This window comes from Pseudomonas sp. E6002 (assembly GCF_013385565.1).
Classification (GTDB): domain Bacteria; phylum Pseudomonadota; class Gammaproteobacteria; order Pseudomonadales; family Pseudomonadaceae; genus Aquipseudomonas.
Window position 1 is genome coordinate 336,958 of sequence record NZ_JACAPT010000001.1, and the last position, 20,965, is coordinate 357,922.

Annotated in this window: 21 protein-coding genes; 17 read left to right on the forward strand and 4 right to left on the reverse strand. The window is 61.5% G+C overall.

The window, feature by feature from the left end:
• Positions 1 to 106: 106 nt before the first annotated feature.
• The gene (locus tag HX815_RS01745; RefSeq protein ID WP_087694340.1) at positions 107 to 1,306 is read right to left on the reverse strand and encodes an MFS transporter; all 1,200 of its coding nucleotides are present in this window, start codon (positions 1,304 to 1,306) and stop codon (positions 107 to 109) included.
• Positions 1,307 to 1,441: 135 nt separating this feature from the next.
• Here HX815_RS01745 and HX815_RS01750 point away from each other — a divergent pair, with 135 nt between their 5' ends.
• Complete coding sequence (locus HX815_RS01750) at positions 1,442 to 2,338, forward strand: LysR family transcriptional regulator (RefSeq protein WP_177027726.1); 897 nt, start codon at positions 1,442 to 1,444, stop codon at positions 2,336 to 2,338.
• A 158-nt stretch (positions 2,339 to 2,496) separates the two neighbouring features.
• On the opposite strand, the gene HX815_RS01755 is transcribed toward HX815_RS01750, so the two are convergent.
• The gene (locus HX815_RS01755) at positions 2,497 to 2,850 is read right to left on the reverse strand and encodes a DUF6124 family protein (RefSeq protein WP_087694315.1); all 354 of its coding nucleotides are present in this window, start codon (positions 2,848 to 2,850) and stop codon (positions 2,497 to 2,499) included.
• A gap of 298 nt (positions 2,851 to 3,148) precedes the next feature.
• Entirely contained in the window at positions 3,149 to 3,571 is a 423-nt protein-coding gene (locus HX815_RS01760; protein ID WP_177027727.1) for an NUDIX domain-containing protein, read from the reverse strand.
• Between the two features lie 496 nt (positions 3,572 to 4,067).
• Between HX815_RS01760 and phnC the strand changes: the two genes are divergently transcribed.
• The 15 genes from phnC (at position 4,068) to HX815_RS01835 (ending at position 18,781) form a co-directional block, all read left to right on the forward strand.
• Complete coding sequence (gene phnC / locus HX815_RS01765) at positions 4,068 to 4,901, forward strand: phosphonate ABC transporter ATP-binding protein (RefSeq protein ID WP_087694468.1); 834 nt, start codon at positions 4,068 to 4,070, stop codon at positions 4,899 to 4,901.
• Positions 4,902 to 4,933: 32 nt separating this feature from the next.
• Positions 4,934 to 5,935, forward strand: coding sequence for a phosphonate ABC transporter substrate-binding protein (gene phnD / locus HX815_RS01770; RefSeq protein ID WP_003210622.1), 1,002 nt, complete (start codon positions 4,934 to 4,936; stop codon positions 5,933 to 5,935).
• Between the two features lie 148 nt (positions 5,936 to 6,083).
• On the forward strand, positions 6,084 to 6,866 hold the full coding sequence (gene phnE, locus HX815_RS01775; protein WP_003210621.1) for a phosphonate ABC transporter, permease protein PhnE: 783 nt from the start codon (positions 6,084 to 6,086) through the stop codon (positions 6,864 to 6,866).
• Positions 6,867 to 6,901: 35 nt separating this feature from the next.
• Positions 6,902 to 7,606: a phosphonate metabolism transcriptional regulator PhnF gene (phnF, locus tag HX815_RS01780; protein ID WP_023659262.1), complete on the forward strand. Its 705-nt coding sequence runs from the start codon at positions 6,902 to 6,904 to the stop codon at positions 7,604 to 7,606.
• 11 nt (positions 7,607 to 7,617) lie between these two features.
• Complete coding sequence (gene phnG / locus HX815_RS01785) at positions 7,618 to 8,055, forward strand: phosphonate C-P lyase system protein PhnG (protein ID WP_003210619.1); 438 nt, start codon at positions 7,618 to 7,620, stop codon at positions 8,053 to 8,055.
• Positions 8,055 to 8,645, forward strand: a complete 591-nt coding sequence (phnH, locus tag HX815_RS01790; RefSeq protein ID WP_063028147.1) for a phosphonate C-P lyase system protein PhnH — start codon at positions 8,055 to 8,057, stop codon at positions 8,643 to 8,645. Before phnG ends, phnH begins: the two co-directional genes overlap by 1 nt.
• A complete protein-coding gene (locus HX815_RS01795; RefSeq protein ID WP_177027728.1) occupies positions 8,645 to 9,721 on the forward strand; it encodes a carbon-phosphorus lyase complex subunit PhnI in 1,077 nt (358 codons plus the stop codon). Before phnH ends, HX815_RS01795 begins: the two co-directional genes overlap by 1 nt.
• The gene (locus tag HX815_RS01800) at positions 9,714 to 10,580 is read left to right on the forward strand and encodes an alpha-D-ribose 1-methylphosphonate 5-phosphate C-P-lyase PhnJ (RefSeq protein WP_008434764.1); all 867 of its coding nucleotides are present in this window, start codon (positions 9,714 to 9,716) and stop codon (positions 10,578 to 10,580) included. Before HX815_RS01795 ends, HX815_RS01800 begins: the two co-directional genes overlap by 8 nt.
• The gene (gene phnK / locus HX815_RS01805; protein ID WP_085984643.1) at positions 10,541 to 11,350 is read left to right on the forward strand and encodes a phosphonate C-P lyase system protein PhnK; all 810 of its coding nucleotides are present in this window, start codon (positions 10,541 to 10,543) and stop codon (positions 11,348 to 11,350) included. The genes HX815_RS01800 and phnK overlap by 40 nt, the downstream gene beginning before the upstream one ends.
• Positions 11,350 to 12,069: a phosphonate C-P lyase system protein PhnL gene (phnL, locus tag HX815_RS01810; RefSeq protein ID WP_008434762.1), complete on the forward strand. Its 720-nt coding sequence runs from the start codon at positions 11,350 to 11,352 to the stop codon at positions 12,067 to 12,069. Before phnK ends, phnL begins: the two co-directional genes overlap by 1 nt.
• The gene (locus HX815_RS01815) at positions 12,059 to 13,204 is read left to right on the forward strand and encodes an alpha-D-ribose 1-methylphosphonate 5-triphosphate diphosphatase (RefSeq protein WP_177027729.1); all 1,146 of its coding nucleotides are present in this window, start codon (positions 12,059 to 12,061) and stop codon (positions 13,202 to 13,204) included. Before phnL ends, HX815_RS01815 begins: the two co-directional genes overlap by 11 nt.
• A complete protein-coding gene (phnN, locus tag HX815_RS01820) occupies positions 13,204 to 13,767 on the forward strand; it encodes a phosphonate metabolism protein/1,5-bisphosphokinase (PRPP-forming) PhnN (protein ID WP_087694466.1) in 564 nt (187 codons plus the stop codon). The genes HX815_RS01815 and phnN overlap by 1 nt, the downstream gene beginning before the upstream one ends.
• The gene (gene phnP, locus HX815_RS01825; RefSeq protein ID WP_003210610.1) at positions 13,758 to 14,507 is read left to right on the forward strand and encodes a phosphonate metabolism protein PhnP; all 750 of its coding nucleotides are present in this window, start codon (positions 13,758 to 13,760) and stop codon (positions 14,505 to 14,507) included. Before phnN ends, phnP begins: the two co-directional genes overlap by 10 nt.
• A gap of 348 nt (positions 14,508 to 14,855) precedes the next feature.
• Complete coding sequence (locus HX815_RS01830) at positions 14,856 to 16,352, forward strand: M10 family metallopeptidase C-terminal domain-containing protein (RefSeq protein WP_177027730.1); 1,497 nt, start codon at positions 14,856 to 14,858, stop codon at positions 16,350 to 16,352.
• A 389-nt stretch (positions 16,353 to 16,741) separates the two neighbouring features.
• Positions 16,742 to 18,781 carry a M10 family metallopeptidase C-terminal domain-containing protein gene (locus HX815_RS01835; RefSeq protein ID WP_177027731.1) on the forward strand — a complete coding sequence of 680 codons (2,040 nt, stop codon included), beginning with the start codon at positions 16,742 to 16,744 and terminating at the stop codon, positions 18,779 to 18,781.
• Between the two features lie 157 nt (positions 18,782 to 18,938).
• On the opposite strand, the gene HX815_RS01840 is transcribed toward HX815_RS01835, so the two are convergent.
• Positions 18,939 to 20,135, reverse strand: a complete 1,197-nt coding sequence (locus HX815_RS01840; protein WP_177027732.1) for an MFS transporter — start codon at positions 20,133 to 20,135, stop codon at positions 18,939 to 18,941.
• A 178-nt stretch (positions 20,136 to 20,313) separates the two neighbouring features.
• Between HX815_RS01840 and HX815_RS01845 the strand changes: the two genes are divergently transcribed.
• Positions 20,314 to 20,928: a DUF5666 domain-containing protein gene (locus tag HX815_RS01845; protein ID WP_003210601.1), complete on the forward strand. Its 615-nt coding sequence runs from the start codon at positions 20,314 to 20,316 to the stop codon at positions 20,926 to 20,928.
• The last annotated feature ends 37 nt before the right edge of the window (positions 20,929 to 20,965 follow it).

Below are 20,965 nucleotides of genomic sequence, written 5' to 3' on the forward strand. Positions count from 1 at the left end.
GCGGGCTTGCTCGCGAATACGGCGTGTCAGCCAACAAATCGGGCACTGATATACCGTATTCGCGAGCAAGCCCGCTCCCACATTTTGAATCTCGTTTGATTTGAAATTACGCCAGCTCCTCAGTCTGCCTGGGCGCGCTTGTCCAGTGGACCACCCCGGCAATCACCCCCAGCATCACCCCAAACTCCACAATCCCCATCCAGCCCAACCGCGCCATTAACCAGCCGCTGACTGTCGCCCCCACCGCACCGCCAAAAAACGTCGCCGTCATGTACAAACTATTGATGCGGCCCTGGGCTTTCGGGTCCACCGCAAACGCCCGGGTCTGGTTGGAAACCAAGCCCGACTGCACGCCGATATCCAGCACGATCACCCCCAGCACCAGCAAGATAATCGAAGTCTCGGCACCCGCCAGCAGCAGGAACGCCAAGGTCACAATCCCGATACTCGCCCCAATCACCTTGCGCGAACCCAGCCTGTCGGAAGCCCGCCCACCGAGCGACGCCGCCAACGCACCCGCCGCACCGATAATCCCGAAGCCACCGGCCCAGGCACTGCCCAATTGCCATGGCCCATGAGCCAACAGTGCTGCCAGATTCACCCAAAACGCATTGAAGCAAGCCCACAACAACGCCTGCACCATCATTGATTGGCGAATCGGGCTGTTGTCGCGCATCAGCGGCCACAGCGAAGCCAGCAGGCGAGGGTAGGACAGGTTGGTGCTCGGCACGCCTTGTGGCAGCAGCCTGGCGGCACCGATCCACACCGGGATCATGAAGGCCGCCTCCATCGCGTACACCGCCCGCCAGCCATAAGCCTCACCGACTACGCCGGCGATCGTGCGCCCGAGCAGGATGCCGACCATGATCCCGCTGACCACCGTGCCCACATTGCGCCCGCGTTCGTGGGGCTGCGACATCACCGCCGCGAACGGCACCAGTTGCTGCGGTACACAGCTCACAATCCCCAAGCCGAAAGACGCCCCGATCAGCGCCCAGATGCCCGGTGAAAACGCTGCCGCCAGGGCGAAACAGAACGCCAGGGCAATCTGCCCCAGCACCAGCTTACGGCGGTCAAAACGGTCGCCCATCGGCAGCAGCAACGCCAGCCCGGTAGCAAAACCCAGCAGGGCGGAACCGGCCACCAGATCCACGGTGGTCACGTCCACGCCCATGTCCGAAGCGATCAGCGGCAGGATCGGCTGGGTGCAGTAAATATTGGTAATCACCGCGCCGGCGATCACCGCCATCATGATGATCTTGCCGCGCGGCGCGACCGCAGGCGCTGTGGAAGGTTGGGATGTCATCGGCAGGCCACTCACGGCGCTCTCCTTCAATGCAGATCTCCGGGAAGGAGATGAGTGGCCAACGTTACGCACTCGCGCTTGGCAGGATAATCCCCTAGGATTTGGAATCATCCTTCCAGAATTTGATAGGTTGCCATGAACCGTCTTGAATCCATGTCCATCTTCGTTGCCGTGGTTGATGCAGGCAGCCTGACCGCTGCGGCGCGGCGCCTCGACATGCCGCTGGCCAGCGTCAGCCGCAAGGTGGCTGAACTTGAGACGCACCTGAAAACCCGCCTGCTGCACCGCACCACGCGCCAGCTGTCGTTGACCGATGCCGGCGCCTCCTACCTCGACGCGTGCCGGCGCATTCTTGAAGACATCAGCGAGGCCGAGCGCGCGGCCACTGGCGAATATTCCCAGCCCCGGGGCGAACTGGTCGTTACCGCGCCAGTGGTCTTCGGGCGGCTGCACATCGTGCCGGTGGTGGCGGAATTCCTCGCGCAGTACCCGGAGATCGACATCAACCTGATCCTCACCGACCGCGTCGTGCACCTGATGGAAGAACACTGCGACGTCGCGGTGCGCATTGGCGAGTTGCCCGACAGCTCGCTCAAGGCCATGCAGGTGGGCACGGTGCGGCGGGTGGTGTGCGCCAGCCCGGCGTACCTGGCCGCTCGCGGTGTACCCGCTGAGCCCCAGGACTTGGCGGGGCATGACTGCATCACCTTCGAAGTGCTGGCGTCCCAAGGGGCGTGGGGATTTGGCGCGGGTAAAACCGGGCTCTCGGTACCGGTGCATTCGCGGTTGTCGGTGAACACCGCAGAAGCAGCGATTGCAGCGGCGACGTTAGGAGTGGGGGTGATTCGGGTGCTGTCGTATCAGGTGGCGGATGCGCTGCGGGAGGAGGCGTTGGCGGTGGTGCTTGAGGCGTTCGAGTCGGCGCCGCTGCCCATCAGTTTGGTGCATAAAGGCCAGTCACCGTTGCCGCTGAAACTGCGCGCGTTTCTGGATTTTGTAATGCCGCGGTTGCGCGCCCGCATCGCTCAATAACACCGGGCAGTTTGAACCTGATGAAAATCAAAATGTGGGAGCGGGCTTGCTCGCGAAAGCGGTGGATCAGTCACCCGATGTATTGACTGACCCTCTGCATTCGCGAGCAAGCCCGCTCCCACATTGGATTTATGTTGCCAGTTGGATTTCGGTTTTGATCAGGCCACCGGGCACTCTCGATCCAGCGCTCTATCCACCAACAACAATCCCAACTCCAGCAGTTGTTGCATCGCCAATACCAGGCTGCGGTCTTTGCCATCAATGTTTTCGGAAAGGTCCAACGCCATTGCATTGGCAGACTGGAGTGTTTCGTAGGCGTTGCTCAGCAGTGCTTCCGTTTCAACGTTGGCTGATACGGTGAACAGACTGAAGTGGTTTTTTTCATTGGTGGACGCTTTGGTTTCGGCGGGTTTCAGGTAGTGATCGATGGCCCGCTGGGCGGCGTCCTGAAGCTTGTTTTTTTCAGACTTGGAGCCAGACGTTTCTGGCGGATTAGGCGTGACCTTGTACATGCAATGACTCTCCATTCAGTGGGAGCTCACCACATCTGCGACCAAGCAGGTGGGTGGCGAGCTGTACGCAGGTTGGTCGACCAGGGAATGGAAACCCGGCAGGGCCAGGGCCCTCCCACGCACAGCTCGCCATAAAGCGAACACGATAATGCCGCTTGCGCGGCACTGTGCGCCATTCTAACCCGGGCGACCAAACCCGATCGCTGATGAGCAGCGACTTGGAGAGGCTAGCGGCGAGTTAAGGCTGCTGCAAGCCATAGAGATCGTAGGAAAAATCACCGATTTACCGGGATCTTGATTATTCCTGAAGCGATACTTCGGCAAGGCGCGGCTTTAGAAACTCCAGGGCATCTTTAAACACCTGATGCCACTCTTCTGACGGTTCGCCCGCCAGCGGGTGCCAGAAGAACTGGAACTCGTGGCTGCCATCATCCTCTGCAAAATGGGTCCAGGTATCTGGCAGGTCTTCAGGGATCAGGCATTGATGAAAGGCCCATGTATGCCCCGTGGACGCTGAGTGCCAAGTGCCCAGGTCACGTATCACCTTGCCGGTTATCCCGGCCTCTTCAAGCAACTCTCTAACTGCCGCAGCCTCGGTACTTTCGCCAGGCTCCAAGCTGCCCTTGACCAGTTGAAGACCTGCAAGTGGGTGTTTGAAGGCGAGGATTTCCAGGGATTGGCGGGTTCGCAGGATGACCGGACATGCCTTGTCTTTTCCCATCACGTTGTCCTTTTGCACATATTGGCGGCCAGCTATTGCACCACAGTCCGGCACATTTCCAATGCCGGGCGAAGACCTTGTGGCGAGGGAGCTTGCTCCCGCTGGACTGCGAAGCAGGCCCAAGTCAGCCACTTCAGTACATCTGACAGACCGTGTCACCCAGGCTTGGGGCCGCTGCGCAGCCCAGCGGGAGCAAGCTCCCTCGCCACAGGTTAGGTATGGATCGTTCCCACGCTCTGCGTGGGAATGCATCCCGTGACGCTCCGCGTCACCACTGCGCAAGACTTCAATGGACGCAGAGCGTCCGAGGCGGCATTCCCACGCAGAGCGTTGGGAACGATCAACGTCCTACAGCTACTTCCAACCTTTCATCAAACCTTCATCAAACGGTTTTACTCCAGTCATGTGCAAGTCATAGGGCTGACACAGCCCGCGCCTACTGTCGTTTGAACTCAAACGCAGCCACGGATGGCTGTTCAACCAGACAGAGAAGCCCATGACTCCAGCTATCCATGTCGATCATCTGAACAAGACCTTTGCGAAGAAATCCGCGCTGGTCGACCTCGAACTCACCGTTGCCACCGGTGAGATGGTCGCGCTGATTGGCGCTTCCGGCTCCGGCAAGTCCACCTTGCTGCGCCACCTCGCGGGCCTGGCCTGTTGCGACAAGAGCAACGGCGGCAGCGTCAAGGTGCTGGGCCGGGAAGTGCAGGCCAGCGGGCGGTTGAATGGCAAGGTGCGGCGCCTGCGCGCCGACATCGGCTACATCTTCCAGCAGTTCAACCTGGTCAACCGCCTGAGCGTGCTCGACAACGTACTGCTCGGTTGCCTGGGCCGCATGCCGCGCTGGCGCGGCAACCTCGGTTTGTTCAACACCGAGGAAAAACAGTTCGCCATGGAATCCCTGGCCCGCGTCGGCCTGGCAGACCTGGCCAGCCAGCGCGCCTCCACCTTGTCCGGCGGCCAGCAGCAACGCGTGGCAATCGCCCGCGCTTTGACGCAACGCGCCGAAGTGATCCTGGCGGATGAACCCATCGCCTCCCTGGACCCAGAGTCGGCGCGCAAGGTCATGGAGATCCTCGCCGACATCAACGGCCGCGACGGCAAGACCGTGGTGGTCACCCTGCACCAGGTCGATTACGCCATGCGTTATTGCCCGCGAGCCGTGGCGCTCAAGGGCGGGCGGATTCACTTCGACGGCCAGGCCAGCGAGCTGAGCAGCCAGTTCCTCAACGATTTGTACGGTGCCGATGTCGACACCAGCCTGATGTTTTCCGACCAGACCCGCACACCCGTCGTCCCCGCACGGTTGGCCCTGGCCCGCGCTTGAAACCTTACTAACGACCCACAGGAATCCTCTCCATGTTGAACCGTATCGGTCATGTGTTTCTGTCTGCCGTGCTGCTTGCCAGCGTGGCCATGGGCACTGCCCAGGCCGCCGACAAGGCGATCAATTTCGGCATCATGTCCACCGAGTCTTCGCAGAACCTCAAGAGCATCTGGCAGCCCTTCCTGGATGACATGCACAAGAAGACCGGCCTCACCATCAACGCCACCTTCGCTTCCGACTACGCCGGCCTGATCCAGGGCATGCGCTTCAACAAGGTCGACGTGGCCTGGCTGGGCAACAAGGCCGCGATGGAAGCGGTGGACCGTTCCAACGGGGAAATCTTCGCCCAGACCGCCGCCGCCAACGGGGCTGCCGGTTACTGGAGCGTGCTGATCGTGCGCAAGGACAGCCCGATCAACAACGTCGATGACATGCTCAAGAACGCCAAGAACCTGACCTTCGGCAACGGTGACCCGAACTCCACTTCGGGCTACCTGGTACCCGGCTACTACGTGTTCGCCAAGAACCACGTCGACGCCGCCACCGCCTTCAAGCGCACCCTCAACTCCAGCCATGAAGTCAACGCATTGAGCGTGGCCAAGGGGCAGTTGGACGTCGCCACCTTCAACACCGAAAGCTGGGACCGCCTGGAAGTCACCCAGCCGGACAAGGCCGCCATGCTCAAGGTGATCTGGAAGTCGCCGCTGATCCCGGCCGACCCGATGGTGTGGAGCAAGGCCCTGAGCGACAGCGAGAAGACCAAGATCCGCGACTTCTTCGCCAACTACGGTGACACCGACGAAGAGAAGGCCGTGCTGAAGAACATGCAACTGGGCAAGTTCCTCAAGTCCAGCGACGACCAGCTGTTGCCGATCCGCCAACTGGAGCTGTTCAAGCAGCGCACCACCATCAGCGCCGACGACAAGCTGGAAGCGGCTGACAAGGCCAGGAAGCTCGCCGACATCGACGCCGACCTGGCCAAGCTGCAAGAGCGCATCACCGAACTGGACAAGAAGACCGCAGCCAACGGCTAACCCCCTGTAGGAATCGGGTTCATGTGGGAGCGGGCTTGCTCGCGAATTCGGTGTGTCATTCAACGCATCCGGCGACTGAGTCACCGCATTCGCGAGCAAGCCCGCTCCCACATTAAGCCCAGTTCCAACCCTACACCGAGAGTGACCCATGACTACCTTGCATGCTGAAGCAGTGGGCAAAAGGACTTGGCCGCAATACCTGGGCTGGGGCCTGTTCCTGATCCTGCTGGCCTGGGCCTGGCACGGCGCCGAGATGAACCCGCTGGCGCTGTACCGCGATTCCGGAAACATGGCGACCTTCGCCGCCGACTTCTTCCCGCCGGACTTCCACGAATGGCGCTCCTACCTCAAGGAGATGATCGTCACCGTGCAAATCGCCCTCTGGGGCACGGTGCTGGCGATCGTCTGCTCGGTGCCCCTGGGCATCCTGTGCGCCGACAACATCACCCCATGGTGGATTCACCAGCCGCTGCGCCGGGTGATGGACGCCTTCCGTTCGATCAACGAAATGGTGTTCGCGATGTTGTTCGTGGTCGCCGTCGGCCTCGGTCCTTTTGCCGGTGTCCTGGCCTTGTGGATCAGCACCACCGGGGTCCTCGCCAAGCTGTTTGCCGAAGCCGTCGAAGCCATCGACCCGGGCCCCGTTGAAGGTGTGCGAGCCACCGGTGCCAGTGCCTTGCAGGAAGTGATCTACGGCGTGATCCCGCAAGTGATGCCGCTGTGGGTGTCCTACGCGCTCTACCGCTTCGAGGCCAACGTGCGTTCGGCGACGGTGGTGGGGATGGTCGGTGCCGGCGGGATCGGCGTGATCCTCTGGGAGAACATCCGCGCGTTCCAGTTCGTGCAGACCTGCGCGGTGCTGCTGGTGATCATCGTGGTGGTGAGCTGTATCGACGTGCTGTCCCAACGCCTGCGCAAGCAGTTCATCTGACGTCGGAGGGGTGCCCCAGGGCACTTTTTTTAAGCATGCAGTTGTCTAGACAAGATGAGCCGGTGTACCGCGAACTCGCTGACATCCTGCGCCGCGAACTGAGCAGCTACCAGGCCGGTGAATTCCTGCCGGGCGAGGTGCAACTGGCTGAACGCTTCGGCGTCAACCGCCACACCCTGCGCCGCGCCATCGACGAGCTGGTGTTCGAAGGCAGCCTGTTGCGCCGCCAGGGCAAAGGCACCCAGGTGCTGGACCGCCCGCTGATTTACCCGATGGGCGCCGAGACCTCCTACAGCCAGTCCTTGTCGGCCCAAGGCGTGGGCGTGGAAGCGATGCTGCTCAAGCGCCGCTACTGCTTTGCCAGCCGCGAAGAGGCCCAGCAACTGGGCATCGCCGAGATGGCGCCGATGATCGAGCTGCAAACCCTGCGCAAGCTCGATCACCAGCCGGTCAGCCTGATCCGCCACCGTTACTGCGCCAGCCATGCGCCGCTGCTGGCGGACTACAACGGCGGCTCGCTGCGCCACTACCTGCGTGAGCGTGACATGCCGTTGACCCGTACCCAAAGCCTGATCGGCGCGCGTTTGCCCAACCGCGACGAAGCCGCACTGCTGATGATGCCCCGGCACTTGCCGGCGCTCACCGTATTCACCCTTTCCCGCGATCGCGACGGCCGCCCGGTGGAGCTGGCGCAGTCCACCAGCCGTTCGGATCGCTTCCAGTACCAAGTGGTGACCTGATGGAGACCCCGATGAACCTGTCCCCGCGTCAACACTGGATCGGCGTGCTCGCCCGCGCCTTTCGCAGTGAATTGCTGCCCCATGAAGACGCCCTGCGCGACGTGGATTACCAACTGATCCGCGCCCCGGAAATCGGTATGACCCTGGTGCGTGGCCGCATGGGCGGCAATGGCGCGCCGTTCAACCTCGGCGAAATGAGCGTGACCCGCTGCGTGGTGCGCCTGGCTGACGGGCGCACCGGCTACAGCTACCTGGCCGGGCGCGACAAGGTCCACGCCGAACTGGCGGCCCTGGCGGATGCGCATTTGCAGGGCGCGCACCCGAGCCCCTGGCTCAGCGACCTGATCGGCGCACTGGCCAACGCCCAGGCCGAGCGCCGGGCGCAAAAAGAGGCCGACACCGCCGCCACCAAGGTCGAGTTCTTCACCCTGGTTCGAGGAGAAAACTGATGAATGCCCAACGCTTGCAACCGGCCTTTGTAGACCCGGTGCTGGACGCCCAGCGCGGTTTTCGCGGGGCCCTCAAGGCCCTCGCCGAGCCCGGCCTGATCCAGTCCTTGCCCGCGGCCCCCAGCCTTGAAGGCCTGGCGCCGGCTACCTATGCGCTGTGCCTGGCGCTGCTGGATATGGACACGCCGCTGTGGCTGGCGCCGTGCTTCGACACGCCGCTGATCCGCGCCAACCTGGCCTTCCACTGCGGCTGCCCGCTGACCGCCAACCGGGAAGAGGCCGCGTTCGCCTTGCTCGGTGAACAGGACTTGCTCGACCTCAGCGGCTTCGACCACGGCAATGACCGCTACCCGGATCAGTCCTGCACCTTGCTGGTCCAGTTGACCGACCTGGAAGCCGGTCGCGCCTTGAACTGGCGCGGTCCGGGGATCAAGACCCAGCGTCAGGTCAACCTGCCCGTACCCCAGGCGTTCTGGCTGGAACGTCAACGCCGCGAGACGTTTCCCCGTGGCCTGGACGTGTTGTTCGCCGCCGGCCATCACCTGATCGGCCTGCCACGCAGCACTCGAATTGCACAGGAGCATGCCTGATGTACGTAGCCGTCAAGGGTGGCGAACAGGCCATCGACAATGCCCACCGCCTGCTGGCGAAAAAACGCCGGGGCGATACTTCCATTGCGGAATTGAGCGTGGAGCAGATCCGCGAGCAACTGCCGCTGGCGGTCGCGCGAGTGATGAGCGAAGGCTCGCTGTACGACACGGAGCTGGCCGCACTGGCGGTCAAGCAAGCGGCGGGGGATCTGGTGGAAGCGATCTTCCTGCTGCGGGCCTACCGCACCACGTTGCCGCGCTTCAGCCCGAGCCTGCCGATCGATACCGTGCAGATGTCACTGAGCCGGCGTTTGTCGGCGACTTTCAAGGACGTGCCGGGCGGGCAACTGCTGGGCCCGACCTTCGATTACACCCACCGCCTGCTGGACTTTGCGCTGCTGGCCGAAGGTGAATACCCGGGCCCGCAAACCACGCCGGATGCGACTCTGGAACCGTGCCCTCGGGTACTCGGCCTGCTGGCCAAGGAAGGGCTGATCAAGAACGAATCCGACGACACCGGCAGCGTCGCCGACATCACCCGCGACCCGCTGGAATACCCGGCCAACCGCGCCCAGCGCCTGCAAGCCCTGGCCCGTGGCGATGAAGGTTTCCTGCTGGCACTGGGTTACTCGACCCAGCGCGGCTACGGTCGCAACCACCCGTTTGCCGGTGAGATTCGCATCGGCGACGTCGAGGTGTGGATCGACCCGGAAGAGCTGGGTTTCCCGGTCTGCCTGGGCAGCATCGAAGTCACCGAGTGCGAGATGGTCAACCAATTCGTCGGCTCGGCCACCGAGCTGGCGCAGTTCACCCGGGGCTACGGCCTGGCATTCGGGCATGCCGAACGCAAGGCGATGGGCATGGCCCTGGTGGACCGCTCGCTGCGGGCTAATGAGTTCAACGAAGAGATCGTCTCGCCGGCCCAGCAGGAAGAATTCGTGCTGTCCCACTGCGACAACGTCGAGGCGGCGGGCTTCGTTTCCCACCTCAAATTGCCTCACTACGTGGACTTCCAGTCCGAGCTGGAACTGATCCGCAAACTGCGCCAACCGGCCGAGGGCACCCGCCATGAATGACCTGACTCAAGCGCCTGCGCGTGACCCGGCGTACAACTTTGCCTACCTCGACGAGCAGACCAAACGCATGATCCGCCGCGCCTTGCTCAAGGCCGTGGCGATCCCCGGTTACCAGGTGCCGTTCGGTGGCCGCGAGATGCCGCTGCCTTACGGTTGGGGCACCGGCGGCATGCAACTGACCGCCGCGATCCTGGGGGCTGACGACGTGCTCAAGGTGATCGACCAGGGCGCCGACGACACCACCAACGCCGTGTCGATCCGCCGCTTTTTCGCCCGTACGGCGGGCGTCGCCACCACCGAAAGCACCCCGGACGCGACGGTGATCCAGACCCGCCACCGCATCCCGGAAACCCCGTTGCAGGCCGACCAGATCATGGTCTACCAGGTGCCGATCCCGGAGCCGCTGCGTTTTATCGAACCGTCGGAAACCGAGACCCGCACCATGCACGCCCTGAATGACTACGGGGTGATGCACGTAAAGCTCTACGAGGACATCGCCACCTTCGGCCATATCGCCACCAGCTACGCCTACCCGGTGATGGTGGATGAGCGCTACGTGATGGACCCCTCGCCAATCCCGAAATTCGACAACCCGAAACTCGACATGAGCCCGGCGCTGATGCTGTTCGGTGCCGGTCGCGAAAAGCGCCTGTACGCGGTGCCGCCGTACACCCAGGTCACCAGCCTCGACTTTGAAGACCATCCGTTCGAAGTGCAGAAGTGGGAACACACCTGCGCGATCTGCGGCAGCCATGAATCGTTCCTCGATGAGCTGATTCTCGACGACGCCGGTACCCAGAGTTTTGTGTGTTCCGACACCTGGTACTGCGCCCAACGGGTCAAGGAGAACAACCAGTGAGCCAGCCTCTTTTGCAAGTGCGTGACCTGTCGTTGTTGTACGGGGAAGAGAAGGGCTGCCAGGACGTCAGCTTCGATTTGTACCCCGGTGAAGTGTTGGGGATTGTTGGTGAGTCGGGCTCAGGCAAGTCCACCTTGCTCTCGCTGCTCAGCGGGCGTCTGCCACCGCAGGCCGGCCACATCGGCTATCGCGGCAAGGACGGTGAATGGCTGGATCTGTACAGCGCCAGCGAAGCCGAACGCCGCACCTTGCTGCGCACCGAATGGGGCTTTGTCGAGCAAAACCCACGGGACGGTTTGCGCATGGGGGTCTCTGCCGGCGCCAATATCGGCGAGCGCCTGATGGCCCAGGGCGTGCGCAACTATGAGCAACTGCGTGGCGCCGGCCTCGACTGGCTGGGCCAGGTGGAAATCGACCCGCAGCGTATCGACGACTTGCCCCGGACCTTCTCCGGCGGCATGCAGCAGCGCCTGCAAATCGCCCGCAACCTGGTCTCCAGCCCGCGCCTTGTGTTTATGGACGAACCCACCGGCGGCCTGGACGTGTCGGTACAGGCGCGCTTGCTCGACCTGCTGCGCGGCCTCGTTCGCGAGCTGGATCTGGCGGTGGTGATCGTCACCCACGACCTCGCCGTGGCGCGCCTGCTGGCCGACCGCCTGATGGTGATGCGCCGTTCCCGCGTGGTGGAAACCGGGCTGACGGACCAGATCCTCGACGATCCACAGCACCCTTACTCTCAACTGCTGGTGTCTTCGGTATTGCAGCCATGATGAATGCCTTGATCGAGGTCCGTGACCTCTCGAAAACCTTCACCTTGCACCAGCAGAACGGCGTGGTGCTGAACGTGCTGCGCGGGGTGGAGTTCAGTGTGAAAGGCGGTGAGTGCCTGGTGCTGCATGGCCAGTCCGGCGCCGGTAAAAGCACGTTGCTGCGCACCCTGTACGGTAACTATCTGCCGGCGGGCGGCAGCATCCGGGTACAGCACCTTGGCGAATGGCTGGAGCTGGTTGGTGCCGAGCCGCGTGAGGTGTTGCAGGTGCGCCAGCAGACCCTGGGCTACGTCAGCCAGTTTCTGCGGGTGATCCCGCGGGTGGCCTGCCTGGATGTGGTGATGGAGCCCGCCCTGGCCCGTGGCTGGTCGAAGGCCAATGCACAGTCGCGCGCCGAGCATCTGCTGACCCGCCTGAATATCCCGCAACGCCTGTGGCAGCTGGCACCCGGTACGTTCTCCGGCGGCGAGCAACAGCGGGTCAACATCGCCCGCGGCTTCATGGTGGATTGGCCGGTGATGCTGCTGGACGAACCCACCGCGTCCCTCGACGACAGCAACCGCCAGGTGGTGCTGGAACTGATGAACGAAGCCAAGGCTGCTGGCGCGGCCTTGATCGGCATCTTCCACGACCGTGCCGCCCGTGAAGCGGTCGCCGACCGCCATTTCGACATGACCCCCGCGCCTGTTGCCCAAGAGGAATACGCCCATGCCCGCTGAACAGATCCTCAGTAATGCCCGGCTGGTGACGGCTGATCGCATGTTCCTTGGCAGCGTCGTGCTGCGTGACGGGCTGATCGTCGACATCGCCGAAGGCCGCAGCCAACTGCCCCAGGCCCAGGACCTTGACGGGGATTTCCTGTTGCCGGGCCTGGTGGAACTGCACACCGACAACCTGGAAAAACACATGACCCCGCGCCCCGGCGTAGACTGGCCGTCGACCTCGGCGGTGCTCAGCCATGATGCGCAGATCATCGCGGCCGGCATCACCACGGTGTTCGACGCGGTGTCCATCGGCGACGTAAACCCCAAGGGCAACCGCATGCAGAAACTGCCGGCGATGCTCAATGCCATCGCGGCGGCAGAAAGCGCCGGCCTGACCCGCGCCGAACACCACCTGCACCTGCGCTGCGAGCTGTGCCACCCCGACACCCTGAGCGTGTTCCGCGACCTGGTGGAAAACCCATTGGTGCAGTTGGTGTCAGTGATGGACCACTCGCCGGGCCAGCGCCAGTTCGTGCTTGAATCCAAGTACCGTGAGTACTACATGGGCAAGTACCACCTGAACGACGAGACCATGGACGCGTTCATCAAGCTGCAAATGGCCAACTCCAGGGAGTACAGCGACCGCTACCGCGCCGCGATCGTCGAGCATTGCCTGGAACGCGGCCTGTCGGTGGCCAGCCATGACGATGCGACGTTGGCGCATGTGGAGGAGTCGGCGCGCTATGGCATGACCATCGCCGAATTCCCCACCACCCTGGAGGCGGCCCGTGGCTGCCGGCAACTGAACATGAAAGTTCTGATGGGCGCGCCGAACGTGGTGCGTGGCGGGTCCCACTCGGGTAATGTGGCCGCCGTCGGCCTGGCCGCCGAAGGATTGCTGGATATACTTTCCAGTGACTACTACCCGGCCAGCCTGTTGCAGGCGGCGTTCGTGCTGGCCAATCAACAGGACGGCGGCGACCTTTCTCGGGCGGTCAGGATGATCAGCCTGGCGCCCGCGCACGCGGCGGGCCTCAGCGATCGCGGCGAAATCGCCACGGGTCTGCGGGCCGACCTGGTGCAAGCCAGGAGCCGCGACGGACTGCCCGTGGTCCAACAAGTGTGGCGACAAGCGAAGAGGGTGTTTTGATGGCAGGCAGGTTGATCTATCTCATCGGACCATCGGGTTCGGGCAAGGACAGCCTGCTGGATGCCGCACGACCGCGTCTGGCCGAGCGTGGTTGCCGCATTGTGCGGCGGGTCATCACCCGCTCGGCGGAAGCGGTGGGCGAAGCGGCGCAGGGTGTGAGCCCGGCGCAGTTTGCCGCAATGGAGGCCGAGGGCGCATTTGCCCTCAGCTGGCACGCCAACGGGTTGTCCTATGGCATCCCGCGGGAAATCGATGAGTGGCTGGCGGCGGGGCACGATGTGCTGGTCAACGGCTCCCGCGGCCACCTGGCGCAAACCCGGCTGCGTTACCCGAACCTGCTGGTGGTGCTGCTGACGGTAGACCAAGGGGTGTTGCGCCAGCGCTTGCTGGCGCGGGGTCGCGAATCCCTGGCGGATATTGATCTGCGCCTGGCGCGCAATGCGCGATTCGCCGAGGGATTGAGCGCTGCTGCAGACGTGTTCCTGCTCGACAATTCCGGCCAACTGGAACACACGGTCGAGCGCTTGCTGGGCTGCCTCGACGGGCAACCTGCATGCGCCTGACACTGCTGGGCACCGGCGATGCGCGGCAAGTCCCGGTGTATGGCTGCGAGTGCGCCGCCTGTGGCCTGGCCCGCCATGACCAGAGCCTGCGCCGCCGCCCATGCAGCGCATTGATCGAGTGTGGCGACCAGCGCTGGTTGATCGACAGCGGGTTGCCCGACCTCACCGAGCGCTTCCCGCCGCGCAGCTTCAACGGGATTCTCCAGACCCATTACCATGCCGATCATGCCCAGGGTCTGCTGCATCTGCGCTGGGGCCAGGGGCTGGTGATTCCGGTGCATGGGCCGGTGGATCCGGAAGGGTTGTCCGACCTGTACAAGCACCCCGGCATCCTCGATTTCAGCCAGCCGTTTGCCGAGTTTGAAACCCGCCGGTTGGGTGAACTGAGCGTCACCGCGTTACCGCTGCTGCATTCCAAGCCCACCCTGGGGTATCTGCTGGAAGGTGAAGGGCGGCGCATTGCCTACCTTACCGACACCGTCGGCCTGCCACCCGCCACCCGCGATTGGCTGCAACGCGAGCCGCTGGATGTGCTGGTACTCGATTGCTCCATGCCGCCGCAACCGCAGGCACCGCGCAATCACAATGACCTGACGCTGGCATTGCAGTGTATTGAGGAGGTGGGTGCGCAGTTGGGGGTGCTGACCCATGTGGGGCATACGCTGGATGCGTGGTTGTTGCAGCATCGGCGGGAGCTGCCGCGGCATGTGACGGTGGGCTGGGATGGGCGGGTGATTTAGCGTGGGAAGTTATGTCAAGCGGTGAGGTCCTGATCGCCGGTGGATTTGGATGAAAAGTTTGAGTGGATGTATCTTTGTTGATGCCGGTTTGGAGTATTCATATTGGCGGCATTGTGTAGATTTTTGTTTTTTTTCTGATAAACCAAGGCGCTGCCGCAACGGCTGGTGTGTGTTCAGTTGTTGAAATTGCAAGTAATTTATTGAGTTTCTTAGCGGGTGTTTCATCGCTTTTAAGTGTTTCGATGAGAACTAAATAAGCGCTGTCCCGTGCTTTCCATGCATGGGAGCTTAATGGCTGATGCCGATTGTTCCGGCTCGTCTATTAATTAATAAAGAGTGCTCTTTCTCATGAACGTTTTTGACGCGATCTCCATCAGGCCCATGCTTCAAAACTTGCCGGAGTCTGACCCCGGTCCGACTGGCTTCGGCGCGAAAGCCAAGCCGACCTACACCACGGATCAGGCCGGCAAGCAGATCTCGCGGGACAACCTGCGGTTTCACGATCGTAACGGCGACAAGAAAGTTGATCTGTCCTACACCGTCGACCCCAGTTTCACCGCGCAGCAGCAACAACGCGTTCGTCAAGCGGTGCAGTCCTGGCAGGATGTTGCCAACATTAACCTCAAGGAGCAGGCAGATGGGGCAGACGGCACGGTAAACATTAAAAACAACCCTCGCGGTGACCGTGGTGTTGCCACATCACCTACACGCTCCAACACCAGCACGACCGCGACGATAGGCACGCTGAAAGCAGGGAGCAGACCTGGCCTGGGCAGCCACTTTTCGGTGACCGCGGTACATGAAATCGGGCACGCCATCGGCCTGCAGCATCCAGGCAACTACAATGGTGGCGGCTCTGCCTACAACAGTGGCGCGGTCTATGCCGGGGATACCAAGGCGCGCAGCGTCATGAGCTACTGGTCGGAGAAAAACCAGGCCGGCCACGACTTTCAGTCTTCGAATCCATCCGCGCCAATGATGGACGACATCGCGGCAGCGCAGCGGTTGTATGGGGCCAATCACCAAACCCGCAATACCGACACCACGTATGGTTTCAACTCCAACACCGAGCGGGAGGCGATGACGCTCAAGAGCGCCACGGACAAACCCGTTTTTTGCGTATGGGACGGCGGCGGTGACGATACGTTGGACTTTTCAGGGTTCTCACAGAACCAGAAGATCAACCTCAATGCCGAGTCGTTCTCTGACGTGGGCGGCTTGAAGGGCAATGTCTCGATTGCCAAGGGGTGCACAATTGAAAACGCAACAGGTGGGGCCGGTCGCGACACCCTGATCGGTAACGAGGCGGGCAATCGACTCAAAGGTGGAGCAGGGGCTGATACGTTGCGCGGTGGCGGCGGAGCGGACATGTTTATCTACGACAAGGCCAGTGATTCCACGCCCCAGGATCCTGACTTGATCGAGGACTTTACCAGCGGTACCGACAAGATCGACCTGTCGGGCGCATTGAAAGAAGCCGGGGTGGGCACCCTGGTGTTCACGGACCGATTCACGGGGCGCGCTGGCGAGGCCTTGCTCAAGTACGACGCCGCCACGGGCCGGTCAAGCCTTGAAGTTGACCTGAACGGCAGTGGCAAAGCCGAGTTGTTGATCAACAGTGTTGGCCGGATCAAGTCGACGGATGTGCAGTGGGCGGGGGCGACGCCTGGGTTCAAGCCGGTGCCATTACCCATGCCAAATGTAGTGCCGTCCCCGGCGCCGCCCCCTGCGCCTGATTCGAAAACGACCACGCTTGCAGTGTTGAACGAGATGATCGCCAAGACATTGTCGACGTTGCTGCAGCTATTGAAAGGTCTGCTTCAACAGCCGGGCGCCCCTGGGTAACCGCCAGAGTGAAGGCAGAGTCTGGCCCTGTTTCCAGTGCCTGGCTCTCAGCCATCAGCACCACGTGGTGCAGCAGCCGGATGTGTAGCAGATTGTTTTCATGCCCTGGTTAGGGCGATGGGTAATTGTAGGTTTATATGTCTCCGGTTTTCTTCGTATCGCATATTGAATGCAGAGCTGGCCTGATCTGAAACTTCTGAATATAAATATAGTGCGCTTGAAAAATTGGCGATGTGTTTCTGGCTGTTTGGATATTTAAATTGAAACGTTCATAGGGGTGACATTCGGTTTTTTCATGTGAGATTTTAAGGCGGCTGTTAAGTGAAAAAGTCGCGTTGAAAGTCTGTTTCCTGATGAATCAAAGTCTCAACTAAAAGGATGTTGTTTGTATGAGAGTCACTGCTTCTTTTGTTAATTCGACTGTTTCAAGTCATGAGCTATCTACGTTGAATGCGGCCACTACCAGTGATGGCGCAACCTCAAAAAAAACCTTCACCACGGATGATGCTGCAAAGCAGATCCTGCGAGAGGGCTCGAGGCATTACGATCGTAATGGCGATAACAAAATCGAGCTTTCCTTCACCCTTGACGATCAATTCTCTGTGCAACAGAAAGCGTCCTTGCGCAAAGCCCTGACGTCTTGGCAGGACGTGACAAATATTGTCTTCAAGGAGGGGGCGCCAGGTCCGGATGGTTCAATAACCATCAAGGCCAATCCCGATGACAATGGCGGGGTGTCGGGGCTGCCTAATCGCTGGTACGGTGATATGAGCACTACGGTTGGAACGAAAGGCGCTTCTGATGCCCCACGGCATGGCGATGTTTTTTTATCAACGGCCATACATGAGTTGGGACATGCCCTGGGGCTTGGCCACCCTGGGGACTATGGTGAAAGTGTGCACTCTTATGCAGATGCCCTATACACGCAGGACACCAGAGCCCACAGCGTAATGAGTTACTGGCGGGAAACCAATCATACGGGCCATGACTTCAAATCGCGCGAACCTTCAACGCCAATGAAAGATGATATTGCTGCCGTACAGAAACTCTACGGGGCCAATCTCAATATTCGGAATACCGATACTACTTATGGCTTTGAATCCAATACTGACCGTGACCACTTCAGCCTTGAGTCCTCGAAGGACGCCCCGATATTTTCGGTATGGGACGGGGGCGGGAATGAAACGCTGAACTTTTCGCTATTTTCCCAGAACCAGAAGATCAACCTGAATGCGGAGTCGTTTTCCAATGTGGGTGGCTTGAAGGGTAATGTGTCTATCGCCAAGGGCGTTGTCATTGAAAATGCCACAGGTGGCTCAGGTGACGATGAGCTCATAGGGAATGAGGCCGGCAACCGGCTCAAGGGTGGAGCGGGTTCAGACAGGTTGACAGGCGGCGCAGGCGCGGACGTGTTTGCTTACGATAGAGCGAGTGACTCGACACTCACCAGGCCTGACGAAATCCTGGATTTCACCAGCGGCACAGACAAGATCGACCTTTCGGGCTTATTGAAAAATACCTCAATCAAGCATTTCAACATTGTTGAGCGGTTTACGGGGCGTGCTGGCGAGATTGTCCTGAGCCATGACCCGCGCAGCGGAAACGGTAGTCTGGGTCTCGACACCACTGGCAGGGGCAAAGCGGATTTTCTGATTAAGAGCGTGGGTGGCATTCAGGCCAGTGACATAGTCACTGGCGGGGCATACGAACCTGGAGTTTCCAAGCCGGAGCCCCAACCAGAGCCCAAGCCTGAACCTCAACCGGACCCGAATCCGGAACCTTTTCCTGCTCCGCACGATACTGTCTATGGCTTCAACTCCAACACCGGTGATCCCTTCCTTAGCCTGCATTCCCAGAGTGGCGCTCCCAGGTTCCTGGTGAGGGACAAAGGTGGCGATGACACCCTGGACTTTTCGGGCTTCCGGCAGAACCAGACCATCGACTTGCGCGAGGGCGCAGCCTCCAGCGTAGGCGGCTTGCGCAATAACGTTGGTATAGCCAAAGGTGTCACCGTGGAGAATGCGATTGGCGGCTCAGGCCGTGACACGCTCATAGGCAATACGGTGGATAACGTTCTCACCGGCGGGGCAGGTGGAGATACGCTCTGGGGTGTGGGCGGTAGAAACACGTTCAGGTATGAGCGGGCCAGCGACTCGGCCTATGACGACGCTGACCTGATCATGGATTTCACCAGTGGCCAAGACACAATTGATCTGACGGGTTTAATGACAGAAGTCGGAACGCCCTTGCGGCTGGTGGATAGCTACACGGGCCGTATTGGAGATACCGTCGTCAAATACAACCAGCAGAGCGGGCGTTACTTTGTGGGCATCGACTTACTGGGACGGCGTCAGACAAACTTCCTGCTTAAAAGCACACGCTTGATCCGGCCAGAGGACGTGATCGGTCTGTCTACTCACCTGCGCTGAAAAGCAACGCGCCAGGGCGCTCGCCATCCTCCTGGAGGGGATACCGCCCATAAATCCCTGGGCGGTAATTCCCAATCAGTCAGCAAGCCCTTGACCTCGTCACTCGTCATTTCTGGCGGATGCGGCGTTGGAGCCGTTGATGCGGTTGTAAGGTGGGTCAGGCAGTCGCCACCGCCCCTTGCCGCGAGGCGCTCAAGAAGCGCAGCAACGCCACCAGCGGGAATGCGCTGCCCACCAGCATCACCCCCAGCCAGCCGCCGTGTTCGTACACGCTGCTGGCAATCGCCGAGCCGAACGCGCCGCCGATGAAGATGCTGGTCATGTACAGCGCGTTCAGTCGGCTACGGCTGTTGGCGTCGAGGGCGTAGATGGCGCGCTGGCCAAGGACCGTGTTCATCTGCACGCAGAAGTCCAGGACCACGCCGGTCACCGCCAGGCCGATCACGCTGTACAGCGGGTGCACGAAGGCCGGCAGGAAGCTCAGTGCGGCAAACAGCATCGCCAGCAGCGAAGCGCGGTGGGTGTGGCCGGCATCCGCCAGGCGCCCGGCAATGGGCGCGGCGATGGCGCCCAGGGCACCGACCAGGGCAAACAGGGCGATCTGGCTTTGGCTCAGGCCGTGGTTGCGGGACAGTTCCAGCGGGGCGGCGGTCCAGAACAGGCTGAAGGTGGCGAACATGCAGCCCTGGTAAAACGCGCGCTGGCGCAGCACCGGCTGGCGGCGCAGCAGGGTGCCCAGCGAGGCGAGCAACTGGCCATAGCTGGCCGCGTGATCCGGTTGGCGCTTGGGGATGGTCAGCATCAGCACCACGCTGATAAACGCCATCAGTGCCGCAGCGGCCATGAACATGGCGCGCCAGCCGAAATGGTCAGCCACCACGCTGGACACCGGTCGCGCCAGCAGGATACCCAGCAGCAAGCCGCCCATGATGCTGCCGACCACCCGGCCACGGGATTCAGCCGGCGCCAGGTGCGCCGCCAGCGGAATCAGGATCTGTACCGACACCGAGCTGAAGCCGATCAGCAGCGACACCAGCAGGAACAGGTTCGGCTGTTCGGTGAACGCCGCACCCAGCAGGCTGGCGATGGCCACCACGGTGGTGATGATCATCAGCCGGCGGTTTTCCAGCAGGTCGCCCAACGGCACCAGGAAGAACAGGCCCAGGGCATAGCCGATCTGGGTCAGGGACACGATCAGGCTGGCCATGGCCGGCGTGAGGCCGATGTCCGGGGCGATCAGCTCGATGATCGGTTGCGCGTAGTAGATGTTGGCGACGATGGCGCCGCAACAGAACGCAAACAGCATCACCATGCCTCGGGTCATCGTGCTTGTAGCGGGGGGCGTGGCGTTCATGGCGTTCTCATAAAAGCGAAGGATTGTGGCGAGCGAGGATAAAGACTGGCCCCGGGCGGGAGTAGCCTGTCTGTGGTGATAACACTCATGCCGGGAATTAATGACTGAAACGTTAACTTTCGCGCTGAAGGTCGATGATACATTCAGTCACAACTGCATAAACAGGAAATCGACTGCCATGAAGACGACATTCAACAAGATGCTCCTGGCCTCCAGCCTGGCCGCGCTGATGACCGTGGGCGTTGCCCAGGCCGCAGATGCCCCGCGTGTCGGCGTGCGGGGTGCGATTACCGCGATGGACGGCGACGCGATGCACGTCAAGGTCAACAGCGGTGAAGACGTCACCGTGCACCTGACCAAGGACACGCAGGTGCGTGCGGTCACCCTGGCAAAAATCGAAGACATCAAGCCCGGCAGTTACATCGGTTCGGCGGCCATGCCCAACGCGGATGGCACCCTGACGGCGCTGGAAGTGCATGTATTCCCACCGGCGATGGCCGGTACAGGCGATGGGCACCGTGCGTTCGACCTGAAGGAAGGCAGCAGCATGACCAACGGCACCGTGGGTGACCTGGTGGTGAGCGATGGCCGCACGTTGACCGTCAAGTACAAGGGCGGCGAGCAGAAGATCGTGGTGCCGGATGATGTGCCGATCGTCAACCTGGAGCCGGGTGATCGCAGCTTGCTGAAGCCTGGGGTGAAGGTGGTGATGTTTGCGGCGAAGGGCGCGGACGGGAGCGTAACGGCCCAGGCGATTTCTGCGGGTAAGGATGGCGTGACACCGCCGATGTAACGGCTGTAGATAGATCGTTCCCACGCTCCGCGTGGGA